This window comes from Deinococcus sp. YIM 77859, assembly GCF_000745175.1.
Lineage (GTDB): Bacteria > Deinococcota > Deinococci > Deinococcales > Deinococcaceae > Deinococcus.
The window spans coordinates 1,081,180-1,097,509 of record NZ_JQNI01000002.1; the positions used below are offsets into that span (position 1 = coordinate 1,081,180).

Annotated in this window: 17 protein-coding genes; 13 read left to right on the forward strand and 4 right to left on the reverse strand. The window is 68.0% G+C overall.

The window, feature by feature from the left end; genetic code table 11:
- The first annotated feature begins 10 nt into the window (after positions 1–10).
- The 3 genes from ilvC to EI73_RS05445 all read left to right on the forward strand — a co-directional run bounded on the left by ilvC (position 11) and on the right by EI73_RS05445 (position 3,094).
- Positions 11–1,021, forward strand: coding sequence for a ketol-acid reductoisomerase (gene ilvC, locus EI73_RS05435; protein WP_034384899.1), 1,011 nt, complete (start codon positions 11–13; stop codon positions 1,019–1,021).
- A gap of 187 nt (positions 1,022–1,208) precedes the next feature.
- Positions 1,209–2,762: a 2-isopropylmalate synthase gene (locus EI73_RS05440; protein ID WP_034384901.1), complete on the forward strand. Its 1,554-nt coding sequence runs from the start codon at positions 1,209–1,211 to the stop codon at positions 2,760–2,762.
- Positions 2,763–2,791: 29 nt separating this feature from the next.
- Positions 2,792–3,094 (forward strand): DUF1330 domain-containing protein, encoded by a 303-nt coding sequence (locus tag EI73_RS05445; protein ID WP_034384902.1) that lies wholly within the window; start codon positions 2,792–2,794, stop codon positions 3,092–3,094.
- 27 nt (positions 3,095–3,121) lie between these two features.
- Here EI73_RS05445 and guaA read toward each other — a convergent pair whose 3' ends face one another.
- The gene (gene guaA / locus EI73_RS05450; protein WP_034384903.1) at positions 3,122–4,639 is read right to left on the reverse strand and encodes a glutamine-hydrolyzing GMP synthase; all 1,518 of its coding nucleotides are present in this window, start codon (positions 4,637–4,639) and stop codon (positions 3,122–3,124) included.
- A 57-nt stretch (positions 4,640–4,696) separates the two neighbouring features.
- On the reverse strand, positions 4,697–5,863 hold the full coding sequence (locus EI73_RS05455; protein ID WP_034384905.1) for a PEGA domain-containing protein: 1,167 nt from the start codon (positions 5,861–5,863) through the stop codon (positions 4,697–4,699).
- Between the two features lie 115 nt (positions 5,864–5,978).
- Here EI73_RS05455 and EI73_RS05460 point away from each other — a divergent pair, with 115 nt between their 5' ends.
- From EI73_RS05460 to EI73_RS05500, 9 genes are all read left to right on the forward strand, one after another.
- On the forward strand, positions 5,979–6,527 hold the full coding sequence (locus EI73_RS05460) for a molybdenum cofactor biosynthesis protein B (RefSeq protein ID WP_034384907.1): 549 nt from the start codon (positions 5,979–5,981) through the stop codon (positions 6,525–6,527).
- Positions 6,528–6,530: 3 nt separating this feature from the next.
- On the forward strand, positions 6,531–7,316 hold the full coding sequence (locus EI73_RS05465) for a hypothetical protein (protein WP_051935421.1): 786 nt from the start codon (positions 6,531–6,533) through the stop codon (positions 7,314–7,316).
- Between the two features lie 48 nt (positions 7,317–7,364).
- Positions 7,365–8,447 (forward strand): tRNA pseudouridine(13) synthase TruD, encoded by a 1,083-nt coding sequence (gene truD / locus EI73_RS05470; protein WP_034384909.1) that lies wholly within the window; start codon positions 7,365–7,367, stop codon positions 8,445–8,447.
- Complete coding sequence (locus tag EI73_RS05475; protein WP_034384911.1) at positions 8,444–8,815, forward strand: hypothetical protein; 372 nt, start codon at positions 8,444–8,446, stop codon at positions 8,813–8,815. The genes truD and EI73_RS05475 overlap by 4 nt, the downstream gene beginning before the upstream one ends.
- The gene (locus EI73_RS05480) at positions 8,812–9,258 is read left to right on the forward strand and encodes a DUF3293 domain-containing protein (protein WP_034384912.1); all 447 of its coding nucleotides are present in this window, start codon (positions 8,812–8,814) and stop codon (positions 9,256–9,258) included. Before EI73_RS05475 ends, EI73_RS05480 begins: the two co-directional genes overlap by 4 nt.
- A gap of 33 nt (positions 9,259–9,291) precedes the next feature.
- Positions 9,292–10,992, forward strand: coding sequence for a helix-turn-helix domain-containing protein (locus EI73_RS05485; protein ID WP_034387791.1), 1,701 nt, complete (start codon positions 9,292–9,294; stop codon positions 10,990–10,992).
- Positions 10,993–11,095: 103 nt separating this feature from the next.
- Positions 11,096–12,358 (forward strand): ABC transporter substrate-binding protein, encoded by a 1,263-nt coding sequence (locus tag EI73_RS05490; protein ID WP_034384915.1) that lies wholly within the window; start codon positions 11,096–11,098, stop codon positions 12,356–12,358.
- Between the two features lie 90 nt (positions 12,359–12,448).
- The gene (locus tag EI73_RS05495; RefSeq protein WP_034384917.1) at positions 12,449–13,396 is read left to right on the forward strand and encodes a carbohydrate ABC transporter permease; all 948 of its coding nucleotides are present in this window, start codon (positions 12,449–12,451) and stop codon (positions 13,394–13,396) included.
- A gap of 11 nt (positions 13,397–13,407) precedes the next feature.
- A complete protein-coding gene (locus EI73_RS05500) occupies positions 13,408–14,259 on the forward strand; it encodes a carbohydrate ABC transporter permease (RefSeq protein ID WP_034384919.1) in 852 nt (283 codons plus the stop codon).
- Positions 14,260–14,331: 72 nt separating this feature from the next.
- On the opposite strand, the gene EI73_RS05505 is transcribed toward EI73_RS05500, so the two are convergent.
- The gene (locus EI73_RS05505; protein ID WP_034384921.1) at positions 14,332–14,874 is read right to left on the reverse strand and encodes a hypothetical protein; all 543 of its coding nucleotides are present in this window, start codon (positions 14,872–14,874) and stop codon (positions 14,332–14,334) included.
- Positions 14,875–15,026: 152 nt separating this feature from the next.
- Here EI73_RS05505 and EI73_RS05510 point away from each other — a divergent pair, with 152 nt between their 5' ends.
- A complete protein-coding gene (locus tag EI73_RS05510) occupies positions 15,027–15,917 on the forward strand; it encodes an FRG domain-containing protein (RefSeq protein ID WP_034384923.1) in 891 nt (296 codons plus the stop codon).
- Positions 15,918–15,934: 17 nt separating this feature from the next.
- Here the strand turns inward: EI73_RS05510 and EI73_RS05515 are convergent, their stop codons facing one another.
- Complete coding sequence (locus EI73_RS05515) at positions 15,935–16,198, reverse strand: acylphosphatase (RefSeq protein WP_034384926.1); 264 nt, start codon at positions 16,196–16,198, stop codon at positions 15,935–15,937.
- Positions 16,199–16,330: the final 132 nt, after the last annotated feature.

Genomic DNA, 16,330 nt, shown 5'->3' on the forward strand with positions numbered 1-16,330 from the left:
GAATTCACCAATGGCCGCCAAGATGTACTATGACCGTGACGTCAGCCTCTCCCCCATCGAAGACAAACTGATCGCCATCATCGGCTACGGCTCGCAGGCGCACGCGCACGCGCAGAACCTGCGGGACAGCGGGCTGAATGTGGTGGTCGGTCTGCGCGCGGGAAGCCCCAGCCGTCCCAAGGCGGAGCAGGCGGGGCTGCGGGTGGCGAGCATCGAGGACGCGACAAAGGAAGCGGACGTCATCATGCTGCTGATCCCCGACGAGACGCAGCCCCAGGTGTACGAGGAGGCCATCGCGCCCCACCTGACTGCGGGCAAGGCGCTCGCGTTCGGGCACGGCTTCAACATCCACTTCGGGCGCATTCAGCCCCCCGCCGACGTGGACGTATTTCTGGTGGCCCCCAAGGGGCCGGGCCACATGCTGCGGCGCGTGTACGTGGACGGCGCGGGCATGCCCAGCATCTTTGCTGTGGCGCAGGATGCCACCGGCCAAGCCCGCGACCTCGCCCTCGCCTATGCGCGCGGGATCGGCGGCACCCGCGCGGGCGTCCTCGAAACGACCTTCAAGGAAGAGACGGAAACGGACCTCTTCGGGGAGCAGTCCGTGCTCTGCGGCGGCGTCACGCACCTGATTCAGGCGGGCTTTGAGACGCTCGTCGAGGCGGGGTACCAGCCCGAAATCGCCTACTTTGAGACGCTGCACGAGGTCAAGCTGATCGTGGACCTGATCTATGAGAAAGGCTTCGAGGGCATGCGCCACTCCATCTCCAACACGGCCGAGTACGGGGACTACGTGACCGGGCCGCGCATCATCACCGACGAGACCAAAGCCACCATGCGGGACGTGCTCTCTGAGATCCAGAGCGGTCAGTTCGCCCGCGCCTTTATTGAGGAGGCTGAAAGCGGCTTCCCCTTCATGAAGGCGCAGCGCCAAAAGATGCGGACCCACACGCTGGAGGTGGTCGGCCGGGAGCTGCGGGGCAAGATGCCCTTTCTCAGCAAGCAGGAACTGGAAGTCTGAGCGTCTAGACACCGGCACGGCCGCAGGGCCGAACTCGCCTTAGGATGCACCCCATGACCGTATTCGGCGGCCTTCTTCTTAGCCTTCCTCCGGTGGAGTGAAGGGCAGAAGACCCGCTTGCTCCCCGGAGGACAGCCCTCCGGGGAGTTTTCGTTGCGCCCGCCCTTCTCACCCTCAGGAGACGCCCATGACGCAGCAGACCGCACAGAGCCAGCGCATCCGCATCTTTGACACCACCCTGCGCGACGGAGAGCAGTCGCCCGGTGTGGCGCTGAACCACACCCAAAAGCTGGAGATCGCCCATCAGCTGGCCCGCCTGGGCGTGGACGTGATCGAGGCGGGTTTTCCCATCGCCTCTCCCGGTGACCTCGAAGGCGTCTCGCGGATCGCCCGCGAGGTGCGGGGGCCCATCATCGCCGGGCTGGCGCGCGCGAACCGTGCCGACATCGAGGCGGCGGCCAGGGCGGTCGAACCGGCACAGAAGCCCCGCATTCACACCTTCATCGCCACCAGCCCGATTCACATGGCCAAAAAGCTGGGACTGGAGCCCGACGCCGTGATCGAGCGGGCGGTGGAGGCGGTGCGCCTGGCGCGCTCCTTTGTGGACGACGTGGAATTCAGCGCGGAGGACGCCACCCGCAGTGAGCGCGAATTCCTGGCTCGCATCTTTAAAGCGGCGGTGGAGGCGGGCGCAACGACGATTAACGTGCCCGACACGGTGGGCTACACCACTCCCGAGGAGATCCGCGACCTCTTTGCCTACCTGCGCGGCGAGTTGCCGGAGCACGTGATCCTCTCGGCCCACTGCCACGACGACTTAGGAATGGCCGTCGCCAATTCCATCGCCGCGGCGGAGGGCGGCGCGCGGCAGATCGAGTGCACGGTGAACGGCATCGGCGAGCGGGCCGGAAACGCCAGCCTGGAAGAGATCGTGATGGCCTTTCATACCCGCCGCGACCACTACGGCTTCGAAACGGGCATTCACACCCGCGAACTCTACCGCTCCAGCCGAATGGTCAGCCGCCTGAGCGGGATGCCGGTGCAGCCCAATAAGGCCGTGGTGGGGGACAACGCCTTTGCCCACGAGTCGGGCATCCACCAGGACGGCGTCATCAAGGCCCGCGAGACCTACGAGATCATGAATGCGGAACTTGTAGGCCGCGAGGCTGCCGTGCTCGTGATGGGCAAGCACTCGGGCCGCGCCGCCTTTCGCAAGGCGCTGGGCGACCTGGGCTACACCGACCTGCCCGACGACCGGGTACAGCACCTCTTTGCCCGCTTCAAGGACCTGGCTGACCGCAAGGGGCAAATCTACGCCGATGACCTGCGGGCCCTGGTCGAAAGCCGCAGCGACGTGCCGCAGACCTTCACGCTGGAGGGCTTCCAGATCACTTCCGGCATGAACATGACCCCCGTCGCCTTTGTGCGCCTGCAAACGCCAAACGGTCAGGTGGACGCCACCGCCCACGGCGACGGCCCGGTTGAAGCCGCCTTCCAGGCGATCAACAAGATCACCGGCATCACACCGGAGTTGGAGAGCTACCGCATCCAGGCCGTGACGGGCGGCGGCGACGCGCTGGGCGAAGTCAGCATCGGCGCACGCTACGGCGAAACGACGCTGCACGGCACCGGCGTGGCGACCGACGTGGTGGAGGCCAGCGCCCGCGCCTGGATTCGCATCGTGAATCAGGTCGTGGCCGGGATGGGCAAGAGCCGGGCGGTGAGCCAGACAACGGTATGACTGGGCCTGGAGGGCAAAATGAAGGAAGCATGAGCGCCTACGTGATCGGCCTGATGGACGTCCACGACCCCGAGGGCTACCCCACCTATTCGGGGCAGGTGCCCGCCACCCTTGAGCCGTACGGCGGCCAGTTCCTCGTGCGGGGCGGCCACCCCGAGGCGCTGGAGGGCGCGGTGCCGGGCCGGGTGGTGGTCATTGCCTTTCCCTCGGCCGAGCAGGCCCGCGCGTGGTACGAGTCGGAAGGGTACGCCCGTATTCGCCCCCTGCGGCAGGAGAGGGCCAGCGGCTCACTCATCCTGGTGCGTGGGCTAGACGAGCCGCCCAAGGCGTGAGGAGCGCCGTCTCCTCCGGTCCGGGCCTCACTCCCATTCAATCGTGGCGGGCGGCTTGCCGGTGATGTCATACACCACGCGGTTGATCTCGTGGACGTGGTTGACGATGCGGTTACTCATGGTCGCCAGGAAGTCGTAGGGCAGCCGCGCCCACTCCGCGGTCATGAAGTCGTCGGTGGTGACGGCGCGCAGGGCGGCCGTGTAGGAGTAGGTGCGCTCGTCACCCATCACGCCGACGGACTGAATTGGGGTCAGGACGGCGAGGGCCTGCGAGCAGCCGTCGTACAGGCCGAACTCGCGCAGGCCGCTGATGAAGATGTCGTCCACCCGCTTGAGGATGTCGAGCTTCTCGCGGGTGACCTCTCCCAGGCAGCGGATGGCCAGGCCGGGACCGGGGAAGGGGTGGCGCATGCGAATCGCGTCGGGGAGGCCCAACAGGCGAGCCAGGGCGCGCACCTCGTCCTTGAAGAGGGTGCGGAAGGGTTCCACCAGTTTGAACTGGAGGTCTTCGGGCAGGCCGCCAACGTTGTGGTGGCTCTTGATGTTGGCGGCGCCCTCACCGCCCGCCGACTCGATCACGTCGGGGTAGAGGGTGCCCTGCGCGAGAAAGTCGAAGGGCCCGTACTTCCTGGCCTCGCGTTCAAACGCGCGAATGAACTCGCGCCCGATGATCTTGCGCTTCTCCTCGGGGTCGGCGACGCCGCGAAGCGCTCCCAGGAATTCCTCGCTGGCGTCCACGGTCACGAGGTTCACCCCCAGGGGGAGCAGCGCGGCCTCCACCTGTTCGCGTTCCCCCAGCCGCAGCAGACCATGGTCGATAAAGACGGCGGTCAGGCGGTCACCGATCGCGCGGGACAGCAGCAGGCCCAGCGTGGAGGAGTCGACGCCGCCGCTGATCGCGAGCAGCACCCGGCCGTTGCCCACCTGCCGCCGCACGTCCTCGATCAGCTCCTCGACGATGTGTTCGGCGTTCCAGTCGCGCGCCACGCCACAAATCGCCAGAAAGTTCGCCAGCAGTTGACCGCCCTTGGGGGTATGAACGACTTCGGGGTGAAACTGCACCCCGTAGCGGCGGGTCTGGGCGTTCTCGATCCCCGCGACGGGTGTATCCGCGGTTTCGGCGATCACCTCGTAGCCCTGCGGCAGCCGCGTCACCGAGTCGCTGTGGCTCATCCAGGCGACGAATTCACCCTGAATGCCGGCGAAGAGCTCGCCGCCGTAGCGGGTGAGGTCCGCCTTGCCGTACTCGCGTTTCCCGGCCCGCCGCACGTCGCCGCCAGCCTCGTGCGCGAGAAACTGCATGCCGTAGCACACGCCCAGAATGGGTACGTCAAGGTCGAGCACTCCGGGCGTCGGGCGCGGGGCACTGGCGTCATACACGCTGCTGGGGCCGCCCGACAACACGATGCCCCGCGGATGTTCCTGCTGAATGCGCTCCAGGCTCGCCGTACCCGGCAGAATCACGCTGTAGGCACCAAGTTCACGAAAGCGCCGAGCGATCAGACGGGTGTACTGGCTGCCGAAGTCGAGGATGACGATGCTCACGAAGGGAATTGTCTCATGTCGGGGGCTGCGCCGCGCAGGGGGCCTTCCCCGGGGCGCTCAAGGCGTCAGGGCAATCTGGACCGGTACCGCCGTCGGTACAGTGACCGTCACCGTTCCCGGCGTGTAGCCCTCGGCCGCGACCCGCAGGGTATAGGTCCCGGGTTTGGGAAGGCGCACGGTGCCGGGAGCGCGGCCAAGGACCGCGTCCGGGTTCACCTGCACGCCCTCCGGGGCTGTGATAAGGCTGAGGCGTACGGGAACGGTGGCGTCTCCCTGCACCGTGAAGCGCACGTCGCAGCAGGACTGGGCCGCCACAGCGGCTCCCGCCGTGCTCCTCTGTGGCGTGGCGACCGTTCGCCAGACCCACAGGGCAGCGGCCAGCAGCAGCAGCAGGACGAGGGCGAGCACGGGCAGCAGCCCGCCGGGGGCGCGGCGGGGGGCGGAGCGGGCCTCACGGTCAGGTTTGACCACCCGCCGGGTACCGTCCGGGTTCCAGGCGATGCGAACGGGATCGCCGGAAACGCGCCGGGGGGGCACCCGCCCCGCCTTGGTCTGGGGAGGGGTGTCTTCTCCCCCCGGAACCGCGAAGGAGACCGTCTCGGCGGCGGGGGGGGGCTCCGGCGCGGGCTCGCTGCCCTCCCTCGCCTGCTCTCGCGGGGGGCTCGCGCCGCTGGTCTCAAGCGGCTTTTCTGGGGTCTCGGGCGCGTCCAGGCGGGCAAGAAGGTCACGGGCGCTGGCATCGCTGGGCGCTGCCCGCAGGGCGGGGGGAACGCCACCCAGCGCCTCCAGGGTGCTCATCAAGTCGCGCAGATCGGCGGCGGGCGAGCGTTCGCCCTCCCAGGGAAGGCCCGCCCCCGCGAGGCTCACGCGTCCATTCACCTCCCAAAGCTGCGGCAGGTCTATGCCGCCGTGGGTCAGCCCCGCCGCGTGCAGGGCGGCGAGGCCAGCCAGGGCGCCGCGCGCGGCACGCAGGGGATCAGTCACAGGGTGCGCGTGCGGGGGCAACTCGGTCACGACGTAGGCCGTGTCCCCCGCGATGCCGCCCTCGCTGGGAGACAGCAGGGCCGGGTGGTGGGGCAACTCGGGCAGGGGAACGGCGTGCGGCAACACGTGCAGCAGCACCGGCATACCGGTCAGGCGGTCGGTGGCGCGCAGCGTCCGCACCGCACCGGGGGGCCGCTGGCCCGTCAGCTCACGGGCGGCCACGTAGGGGCCGATGGGCATCACGGGGGCAAGTATAAGCGGGGCACATGAAGGCTCACGCAGACACCGGACCGCCGCGCGTGGACCGTGAGCCTGTCCACGCCCCCCGCCCGCCGCTGGGAGTATTGTGCCGGGCATGACGGACCGCTCGCCTGCCCCAACCACCCCGCACCATGCCGCCGCTCCCCGGTCCGTGCGGGCCGCGGTCCTGACGGTCAGCGACACCCGCACGGCGCAGACGGATACCAGTGGCCAGTTCCTCCTGGCCGAGCTGCGCGCGGGGGGACACGAGGTGGTGGGCTACGCGGTGGTCCGGGACGACGCGCTCGCCATCCGCGCAGCGCTGACGGGCTTGTTGCGAGACGCGACCATCGTCATCACAAGCGGCGGCACGGGCATCACCGGGCGGGACGTGACCATTCCGGTGGTGGAGTCCTTGATCACCAAGCCTCTGCCGGGTTTTGGGGAACTCTTTCGCATGCTGAGTTACCGCGAGGTGGGCGGCGCCGCGATGCTGTCCCGAGCGGTGGGAGGGCTCGCGGGCCAGACCCTGCTGTTCGCGCTGCCGGGCAGCTTGAACGCCGTGCGAACCGCTTGGGAAGGGCTGCTGCGCGACGAACTCGGGCACCTCGCCTTTGAGGTGGCGCGCCACGGCCAGCCGGAGCAACCCGGGGGGGAAGGTTAAGCCGTGGCTGCGCCGTGGACCCTGACCCCCAGCAGCGAGGTGACCCTTCCCTACGCCCTGAGCCTGGCCCTGATCGCTGCCTACTGGCTGTGGCGGGTGGCGCACGAGGCCCGGCAGGGCTGGGCGCCGCAGGTCGCGTGGTGGGCGGTGCCGGGCCTAGGCCTCCTCTGGCTGACGCCGCCGCTGGAGGTGCCCGCGCTGTTCGGCGTGGGCGCGGCCCTGCTGCTGCTGGCCGAGTTCTGGCCCGCTGCCTTTCGGCCCGCGCGGGAGCGGCCCTCCCTGGCGTGGCCGCTCGTCGGGATGCTGAGTGGCCTCCTGCTGCTCGTCCTCCTCGCCGTGCAGGGCGGTCCGGCGCCGTCTGTCACCCTCGCCCTGATGGCGCTGCTCGCCGGGCTGGGTGGGGGGCTCTCCGCAGCGCTCTACCGGACCCGTCGTCCCGCCCACCCGCTTGGGCTGGAGATTCGCTTTGGCCCAGTGCAGCAGCCGGAATGGCCGGATCTCAGCGTGACCGTGACCGAACGGGGCGCCCGGCTGGTCAACGTCTCCAAGGTGCCTCTGCGCCTGGCCGGGTGGTCACCCTCGGGCATGAACGCCTGGCTGCGCGTTCGCGATGAGGGCGGCAGCCCCCTGAACACGCTGAGCAGCGGCCAGAGTGCTTTCTTGCCCCTTCCCCAGCACGTGGGCGGCATCCGCGTCTGGTATGTCACGGGCTCCCGTAGCGGTGAACCCCGCCTCTTTCGCGCCGACTGGACACCCCAGGTGTATGCGGACCGCCGGATTCTGAATTGAGGGGGCAGCGCAGGGGGTCAAGGGTTTCGCGGTTCCTTCGCCTGGCGTATGGTGGAAGGCATCGTGAGTTTGGTTTTCGAGTGGTCGGCGCTGGAACTGCTGACAGATACCCCGGGAACGAGCGGACAGCTGCGAGCGGCGCCGGAGGATTTCCGGGTCGAGGAGGTGCCCGCCTACCTGCCCTCCGGCGAGGGTGAGCACCTGTATCTGCTTGTGGAGAAGCGGGGACACACCACCGCGCAGGTGGTCCGGGAGCTGAGCGCACAACTGGGCGTGCGGGACCGGGACGTCGGCGTCGCCGGACTCAAGGACCGCCACGCGGTCACGACGCAGTGGCTCAGCCTGCCCGCCCGCTACGAGGCGCGGCTCAGCCGTTTCGCGTTGACGGGCGTGCGGATCCTGGAGACGCGGCGGCACAGCAACAAGCTGGGGCTGGGGCACCTGCGCGGCAACCGCTTCGTGATCCGGGTGCGGAACGCGGCGGGAACCGCAGACCAGGCGGCGGCCACGCTCGCCCTGCTGAGGGCACGGGGCGTGCCGAACTACTTCGGGCCGCAACGCTTTGGGCTGCGCGGCCTGAATGCGGAGGAAGGGTTGAAAGTGCTGCGCGGCGAATCCCGGCTGCGCGATCCCCGCGTGCGGCGCCTTCTCACGACGAGCGTGCAGAGCCTGGTGTTTAACCGCTTTCTGAGCCTGCGCCTCGCGCGCGGCCTCTTTGACCGCCTACTGGTGGGCGATATGGCCAAAAAGCACGACACTGGGGGCGTTTTTCTGGTGGAGGACGCGGCGGCCGAGTCCCCCCGCGCGCAGCGGGGCGAGGTGAGCGCGACCGGAACCCTCTTCGGGAAAAAGGTGAAGCCGCTGACGCGGGACGCGGGCGAACTCGAACGGGAGGCACTGTCCACCTTTGGGCTGACGCCTGAACTCTTCGCCTCACGCCGGGGTGACCGCCGCCTGACGCGCGTCTTTTTGGAGGACGCGGAGGTTCGTCCCGAAGAGGACGGCTACACCGTGGCCCTCACGCTTCCCAAGGGCAGCTTTGCGACCAGTGTTCTGCGGGAACTGATGAAGACGGAGGTGGACGTGGCAGAAGAAAACCCCGAGGAGCGTGACCAGGAGGAAACCGCATGAGGTGCGTTCGTTGGGCGGCGCTCCTCCTCCTGCTGGGGGCGGCGGCGGCCCGCCCACCCGTGGCGGCGGTGAATCTGCGGCCCTCCTTTGGGGGCGCGGTCCTGGAGGGCCACATCACGGCGGGCGCAGGGGACGAGCTGACCGGCGTATGGAGCGCCGGGGGACGTGCCCGCCTCCTGAAGTGCACGCCGCGCTGCACCGCCGTCCAGGCTATTCCCCTTTCCGGCACCCTGCGGCTGGGCACGGAAACGCCCTACCGAATCGCGGTGAGTGGCGACTTTCGCACCGGTCAGCACGTGAAGCTGGCGCTGCGTTTTGGCAACCTTCGGGTGCTGAATATCGAGGCGACCGTCCTGCGCGCCCAGTGAAGGAGCTTCGTGCCGCTTTTCATGCCGCCACCTACGGCACCGCCCACGAACGCTTTCGGCTGGCGACACAGCGGGGAAAAGCTCCCTCCTGGGCCCGCGGAACCTGGGCCGTCGTCACCGCCTGGAACCCGGGGGGCCAGCCAGCGAGCGACCAGGCCAACACCCGCGCCGCTGCCGAGCTGCTGGCCCGCATTCAGGCCGAGGGCTTCTCACCGCTTCCTGCCCACAACGGTGAGGGCATGTGGCGTGAGGAGGCCCTGCTGATCCCCACGGCCCGCCTGCATCAGGCCGTGGCCTGGGGTGCCGCCTGGGGTCAGGCCGCCGTGCTGTGGGGAATCGGCGCGCGAACCGCGCTCGTGTGGCTCGACGACCAGGGAAAGGTCTGTGGAGTGGAGCGCTTCTGGGCCACCCAACAGGCGCAAGGCACGCCCCCGACCGGGTGACAGCCGCCTGTGCCCCCCGTATACTTCCTCCCCGTGACGTCTGATTCGGTCGACGCGATCTCACCGCTGGGGGTGCTGCCGCCGCCGGGGCCGTCGTGCGTGCATCTGCCGCTCGACGTCACGCCGCAGGAGCTCGCGCGGTACGCGGTGGGGCTGGCCAACGCACGGGGCGGAACCGTGCTGGTGGGCGCACCACCCACCCAAGCCCCAGGTGAGCGCGATGCGGGGGAGCTGCATCCCCTGATGGTCACGCACGCGATTTTCGAGCTGTCGGGCGGACGGCTCACCGTGAACGTGCAGCACCACCGGCAGCCGGGCGGCGGCAAGGTGCTCGCCGTGTTCGTGCCGCAAGCACCCTACGTGCTGGCCGCGCCGGACGGGGCGGTGCTCGCTTGGAACGGCACCCACCTCGTGCCGGTGACGCCCGCCGAAAGCGAGCCTGCCCCCCAGCAGGACTACACGGCGGTGGTGCCGCCCGACGCCTCGTTGGCCGACCTCGATCCGCACGAGGTGGCGCGGTTGCGGGGGCTGGGCCACAAGGGCGGCTTGTCGCACCTCCCGGATCTGGACTTTCTGCGTGAACTGGGCCTTTTGGTGCCCAGCGGCGGGGCGCTGCGGCCCACGCTGGCCGCGATCCTGCTCGCGGGCACCCCGGCGGCCCTCAAGGCGCATGTCCCGCAGGCAGAAGTCTGCTTCTACCACCACCAGACCCCCGACGTGGAGTTCCAGTTCCGGGAAGACCTGTTGCGCCCCATTCCCGCGCTCCTGAGCCGCCTGGCCGAGCTGATTCAGGCCCGCAACCGCTTCACGCCGGTGCAGGTGGGCCTCTTTCGCATCGAGGTCTGGGACCAGGACGAGGCCGTGTACCGCGAAGCTTTGCTCAACGCGCTGATGCACCGTGACTACACCCTGCGCGACGCCGTGCATGTCCATCACTACCCCGACCGGCTGGAGATCATGAACCCGGGCGGGCTCCCCGGCGGCATCACGCCGGGCAACATCCTGCGGCACCAACCCAAGCGCCGCAACCCGCTGCTCGCCGAGGGGCTTGCTCGACTGGGCTTGGTGGAACGGGCCGGCGTGGGGGTGGACAAGATGTACGGGCTTCTGCTGCGACATGGCAAAGAGCCCCCCGAGTACACCACCTACCCGGACGCGGTCACCCTGACCCTGCATTCGCCGGGCTTCGACGCCGAGTTCGTGCGCTTCGTGGCCCGCAAGCAGGAAGAGATGCAGACCCTCTCGCTGGATATGCTCATTGTGCTCTCGCTGCTGGCCCGGGAGGGCGAGGCGACCCGCGCGGCCCTGGCCCGCGCCCTACAGCTTCCCGAGGACCGCACCCCCCGGCTGCTGCGCAGTCTGGAAGAGCACGGCCTGATCGTTCGTTCGGGGGTGGGCCGCGGCATCGCCTATACCCTCAGCGAGGAGGTTCGGCGCGCGCTGGGCCGAGAACGACCCCGATCGCAGCCCGCCGCTTCGCCTCGGGCGCGCCGCAGCGCACTCGACCCCGGCGCGCCCACCCTGGCCGAGGTGCGTGCCGCAGCCCTGGCCCTGGCCCGGGAGCAGGGCCGAGTGCGCAACCGCGAGCTGCGCGAAGCCTGTGGCCTCAGCCCCCAGCAGGCGTGGCGGGTGCTGCGGCGCCTGGTGCTCGAGGGGCATCTGGTCAAGCAGGGAAGCGGCACCCGTGACGCCAGCTACGCGCTGGGCGCTGCTCAGCGGACCTCCTCCGATTGACAGGGCCAAGCCCGCAGTGTAGCCTGCACCTACCGTCTGCTCGTTTGTTGGAATCGCTTCCGTACAACCATCACTGGGCCTGCCATGGCCCCAAGGGGGATGCATGAAACACGCCATTGCCATCGCCAGCCTCACGGCCGCCTTCGCGCTCGGTGCCCAGGCGAACGCCGTCACGCTCACCTTCGCCTGTGACAGTGTGGGGCAGGGGTACGACGAGTGCCAGAAGGGGGCGAACGCCTGGGCCAAGCAGACCGGGAACACCGTGAAGCTGGTGCAGGTGCCCAAGGAGACCGACCAGCGTCTGGCGCTGTACCAGCAGCAGCTGGGGGCCAAATCGCCGGACGTCGACGTGTACATGATCGACGTGGTGTGGCCGGGCCTGATCAGCCAGCACCTCCTCGACCTCAAAAAGTACATCCCGCAGGCCGAGATTAACCGCCACTTCCCGGCCATCGTGCAGAACAACACGGTGAACGGCAAGCTGGTGGGGATGCCCTTTTTCACGGACGCGGGCGTGCTGTACTACCGCACCGACCTGCTGAAGAAGTACGGCTACGCGGGCCCGCCCAAGACCTGGAACGAACTCGCCACCATGGCGCAAAAGATTCAGGCCGGCGAGCGCAAGAATAACCCCAAGTTCGTGGGCTTTGTCTTCCAGGGCAAGAACTACGAGGGCCTGACCTGCGACGCGCTGGAGTGGATCAACTCCTTTGGCGGCGGCACGATTGTGGACTCTGCCGGCAAGATCACCGTGAACAACGAGAAGGCCGTAGCGGCCCTGCGCACGATTCAGGGTCTGGTGGGCACGGTTGCCCCCAGCGCGGTGACCACCTACGGCGAGGAGGAGGCGCGCAACGTCTGGCAGGCGGGGAACGCGGCCTTTATGCGCAACTGGCCCTACGCCTACGCCCTCGCGCAGGAGGCCAACAGCCCCATTCGCGGCAAGGTCGGCGTCGCGGCGCTGCCCGCTGGCCCCGGCGGCAAGCCGGCGGCAACCCTGGGCGGCTGGCAGCTTGCCGTCAATGCCTACAGCAAGTATCCCAAGGAGGCGGCCTCGCTCGTGCAGTACCTGACCAGCGTGCAGGAGCAGAAGCGCCGCGCCATCGAGGCGAGCTACAACCCCACGATCGCTGCTCTCTACAAGGACCCGCAGGTGCTCAAGGCCGTGCCCTTCTTCGGGAGCCTGTACGAGGTGTTTACCAACGCGGTCGCGCGTCCCGCCACGGTGACCGGCAGCAAGTACAACCAGGTCAGTGACGCCTTTAGCACCGCCGTCTACAACGTGCTCACCAAGAAGAGCGCCCCGGGCCCAGCCCTCAAGACGCTTGAAGGCCAGCTCGCGCGCATCAAGGGCCGCGGCTGGTAAACACGGGGCAGACCGTCACCGGCGCTGTTCCCTGTGCCGCAAGTGCCCCCACCCGCGGGGCACTTCTTTTTCCTTTCCGGAGGCTTGCGCATGACCACCACCCCCACCTCGTCTCGCCCGGCCGTTCGGCGTAGCCGTGGCCTGCACGCCAGCCGCGTGCGCGTCGCCCTGCTGCTGCTGGTGCCCATGCTGCTCGTGCTGGCTGCGGTCGCCGGCTACCCGCTGCTGCGCACCATCTATCTCTCCTTTACCGAGTACAACATCTTGCAAGACCCTGCGCCAAGGTGGATCGGGCTGGGCAACTACTGGTACACCACCGAAGAGGGCGTCGGTTTGGGCGTCCTTCAGATTCCCGAGTGGTGGCAAGCGGTGTGGAACACCGTGAAGTTTACGGTCGGCAGCGTTCTGCTCGAGACGGTCCTGGGGCTGGCCTTTGCCCTGATCATCAACTCCAAGATCAAGGGTCGCGGTCTCCTGCGAACGGCGATCCTGGTGCCCTGGGCGATTCCCACTGTGGTGAGCGCCCAGATGTGGAACTGGATGTACAACGATTCTTTCGGCATCATCTCGCAGTGGGGCCAAAGCCTGGGCCTGCTGGAAACCGGGCAATCCTTTCTGAGTAACCCCGACACGGCGCTTGCTGCCCTGATCGCGGTGGACGTGTGGAAGACCACGCCCTTCATGGCGCTGCTGCTGCTCGCGGGACTTCAGACCATCCCCAGCGATATGTATGAGGCTGCCGATGTGGACGGCGCCTCGCCCTGGACGCAGTTCTGGCGGCTGACGCTGCCGCTGCTCACGCCTGCGCTGCTGGTCGCGCTGATCTTTCGTACGCTGGACGCCTTGCGCGTCTTTGACATGCCCTACATCGTGAAGGGGAATGCCCCCGAAACGATCACCATGAGCATCTATGCTCGGCAGGAACTCATTCTGAATTCGCAGTTCGGGTTCGGCAGCGCGATCAGCGTTCTCATTTTCCTGATCATCATGGTGTTCACGGCCATCTACGTCACCAGCCTGCGCGTGAAGTTCGACTGAGGAGGCGCGCCATGAACTCCAAGAATCCAACGGTTCGCATCCTCACGCTGATCGCCTTTTGGGTGGTCGCGCTGATCGTCCTCTTTTACGTGCTGTTCCCCTTCTACTGGGCCATCAAGACCAGCCTCACCGGACCGGCGCGGCTCTCCAGCGAGGCCCTCCAGTGGTTTCCCACCGTGCCCACCTGGCAGAACTTCCGCGACGTCTTTGCGGGTCAGCCCTTCGGGCGCAACCTGCTGAACAGCGTCGTTGTCGCAACCGGCACGGTGATCCTCAGCCTGCTGCTCTCGGCACTCGCCGCCTACGCGCTGGGCAAGTTCCGCTTTCAGGGCAAGACCATCCTGATGTACATCATTCTCGCCGTGAGCGTGTTTCCGCAGATCGCGGTGCTGTCGGGCCTGTACACCATGATCCGCACCTTCGACCTGTACAACACCTGGGGCGGCCTGATTCTGTCGTACATGATCTTTACCCTGCCCTTTACAGTCTGGACGCTGACCGCCTTTGTGCGTGAGATTCCCACCGAGTTGGAGGAAGCCGCCTACGTAGACGGCGCGTCGCCGCTCCAGACCCTCTTTCGCGTGCTGCTGCCGGTGATGACGCCCGCCCTGGTCACGACCGGCCTGCTGGCCTTTATCAATGCCTGGAACGAGTACCTGTTCGCGCTCACCTTCACGTCCGACAACACGGCGAGGACCGTGCCGGTCTCCATCGCCAACTTCAGCGGCGCGACCCAGTACGAGAATCCCTTTGGGCAGATCATGGCGGCCAGCGTGATCGTGACCGTTCCGCTGATCGTGCTCGTGCTGGTGTTTCAGCGCAATATCGTTTCCGGCCTCACAGCGGGAGCCGTCAAGGGCTGAACCTCCGGGAGCACACAGGGCCGCTCGCGGGGGCGGCCCTGTGCCTTTTGAGGGGACGTGTTCCCTACCGTCCTAGGAGGTCGCGGGTGGCGTCTCGTGGGTGACGGTCACGCTGCCCGCGCCCGTCTCCAGGCCAATCACGCGGCGCAACTCGTCCAGCACGGCGCGTTCCTGATCGCTGATCTGCTCGCCGCCGATGCCCAGGAAGCCGCCTTCCTTGGCGGCCTGGGCGGTGCGCTCGGCGACGGTCCACAGCAGGCGGCGGTAGGCGGCCGCGTCTTCGGGGCTGGTTTTGCTGCCCACCAACCACACGGCCTGACGCACACCCTCGATGCTGCGGGCGCGGGCCTCTTCCATGGTGCGGGGGCGTTCCTCCTGCGCGAGGGTGCTCGGGTCGGGGGGCGTCCCCAGCAGGTCGGCGGCCATCGCCTCCAGCAGGGGCGTGCGGCCTTGGGCACTCACCTGTTCCCGAATGGCCTCGGCGAGGGCACGGGCTTCTGCCACCAGGCCGGTCACGCCGCTGGGGCTCGCCGCGACCACCGCCGCCCCGACCCGGCCGGGGCCGGTCATCACCTGAACCCACTCTTCCGGGGTGAACTGGTCCTTGATGCTCATGCGGTTACCTTACCCGGCTCCCAGCGGCGGCGGCCTTGTGAGAGCCTTTACGGGCCTACTCACGCGGCACGGGCACGGGGACCCAGCAGCTCAACCATCAGGCTTTTTTCACCGTTTCTGCCGTCCTTTGTCGCCTCGCTTACCCTGGGGCCATGAAGGAAATCCGGGTATCGTCGTGGCCCGAACTGCACGAGGTGCTGTACGGAGAGTCCTGGAACGCGGGCCTACACCGCTTCCGGTCGCCGTTCGTGTTTCGCGGGCAGGGACGGGCAGACGCCAAATTGACGACCACGCTGCAACGGCTGGGGGGCGACATCCGCGAGGTCGAGCGGCACCTGCTGCGCAACTTTCGCAAATACGCCCACAAGAGCGGAGTGGACCGTGACCTGTCGTGGTATTGGCTCGCGGTGGGGCAGCATCACGGCCTGCCCACCCGGCTGCTGGACTGGACGTCCTCACCGCTGGTGGCCCTACACTTCGCGACCGCGCAAGAAAAGGACTACGACCAAGACGGCGTGATCTGGATGGTGAACTTCGTGGAGACCAACCGGGCGCTGCCCCCGCCCCTGGGCGCGATCCTGGAACAGGAGGGCGCAGGCGTCTTCACGGTGGACATGCTCGCTGCCTACTCGCGGCAGCGTCAACCGCGGGACACCGAACACCTGCCCACCTTTGACCTCAGCTGGCTGGAAGACCTGGAAGGCGAAGCCGAGCAGCCCTTCCTGCTCTTTCTGGAGCCGCCCTCGCTGGACGAGCGGATCGTGCAGCAGGCGGCACTCTTTTCGCTGATCTCGAGCCCCGATGCCGCGCTGGACGACTGGCTGGTCGAACGCCCCCAAACGTACCGCAAGGTGATTCTGCCCGCCGAGCTGAAGTGGGAGGTCCGCGACAAGCTCGACCAGTCCAACATCACGGAAAGAACCCTCTTCCCCGGCCTCAGCGGCCTCAGCCAGACACTCAAACGCTACTACCAGGTCCGCACGCCCCAAGACCGGCCGACCAAGCCTGAGGAGAAGACTGAGCCGCTCTCGAGGCAGACCTGAGCGGAATGCGGCGGGGCTCAGTACACGTGGAAGTCCTGCAAGCCGGTCGCCTCGCTGTACTGGGTCTGCACGTCCTTGACCTGGGCATGGGGGGGACCGCGGCGCAACCAGTGCAGCAGGCGGTCGAGGGCTTCCGGGGGGCCTTCGGCCACCACCTCCACCCGGCCGTCCAGGAGGTTCTCGGCGCTCCCGGTCAGGCCGAGATCGCGGGCGTGACGCTGAACGTAACGGCGGTACCCGACTCCCTGCACGGTGCCGGAAACAAGAGCGGTGAGACGCATACGGCCATGCTAGCGGGTCCAGGGCGCCTTTCTGACGGTCAGGTGAGGAATTCGGCTGGGCGCTCACCCACGGGGCGGTAGAGTGGGGGGGATGCCCGCCCAACCCGTGCCGACCGCCCTTTTCTTCTGCGG

Bases quoted from the DNA above. Each gene is read 5' to 3' on its own strand.
- ilvC (WP_034384899.1), top strand. From the start codon at position 11: ATGGCCGCCAAGATGTACTATGACCGTGACGTCAGCCTCTCCCCCATC.
- EI73_RS05440 (WP_034384901.1), top strand. From the start codon at position 1,209: ATGACGCAGCAGACCGCACAGAGCCAGCGCATCCGCATCTTTGACACC.
- EI73_RS05445 (WP_034384902.1), top strand. From the start codon at position 2,792: ATGAGCGCCTACGTGATCGGCCTGATGGACGTCCACGACCCCGAGGGC.
- EI73_RS05455 (WP_034384905.1), bottom strand. From the start codon at position 5,863: ATGCCCATCGGCCCCTACGTGGCCGCCCGTGAGCTGACGGGCCAGCGG.
- EI73_RS05460 (WP_034384907.1), top strand. From the start codon at position 5,979: ATGACGGACCGCTCGCCTGCCCCAACCACCCCGCACCATGCCGCCGCT.
- truD (WP_034384909.1), top strand. From the start codon at position 7,365: ATGGTGGAAGGCATCGTGAGTTTGGTTTTCGAGTGGTCGGCGCTGGAA.
- EI73_RS05475 (WP_034384911.1), top strand. From the start codon at position 8,444: ATGAGGTGCGTTCGTTGGGCGGCGCTCCTCCTCCTGCTGGGGGCGGCG.
- EI73_RS05490 (WP_034384915.1), top strand. From the start codon at position 11,096: ATGAAACACGCCATTGCCATCGCCAGCCTCACGGCCGCCTTCGCGCTC.
- EI73_RS05495 (WP_034384917.1), top strand. From the start codon at position 12,449: ATGACCACCACCCCCACCTCGTCTCGCCCGGCCGTTCGGCGTAGCCGT.
- EI73_RS05500 (WP_034384919.1), top strand. From the start codon at position 13,408: ATGAACTCCAAGAATCCAACGGTTCGCATCCTCACGCTGATCGCCTTT.
- EI73_RS05505 (WP_034384921.1), bottom strand. From the start codon at position 14,874: ATGAGCATCAAGGACCAGTTCACCCCGGAAGAGTGGGTTCAGGTGATG.
- EI73_RS05510 (WP_034384923.1), top strand. From the start codon at position 15,027: ATGAAGGAAATCCGGGTATCGTCGTGGCCCGAACTGCACGAGGTGCTG.
- EI73_RS05515 (WP_034384926.1), bottom strand. From the start codon at position 16,198: ATGCGTCTCACCGCTCTTGTTTCCGGCACCGTGCAGGGAGTCGGGTAC.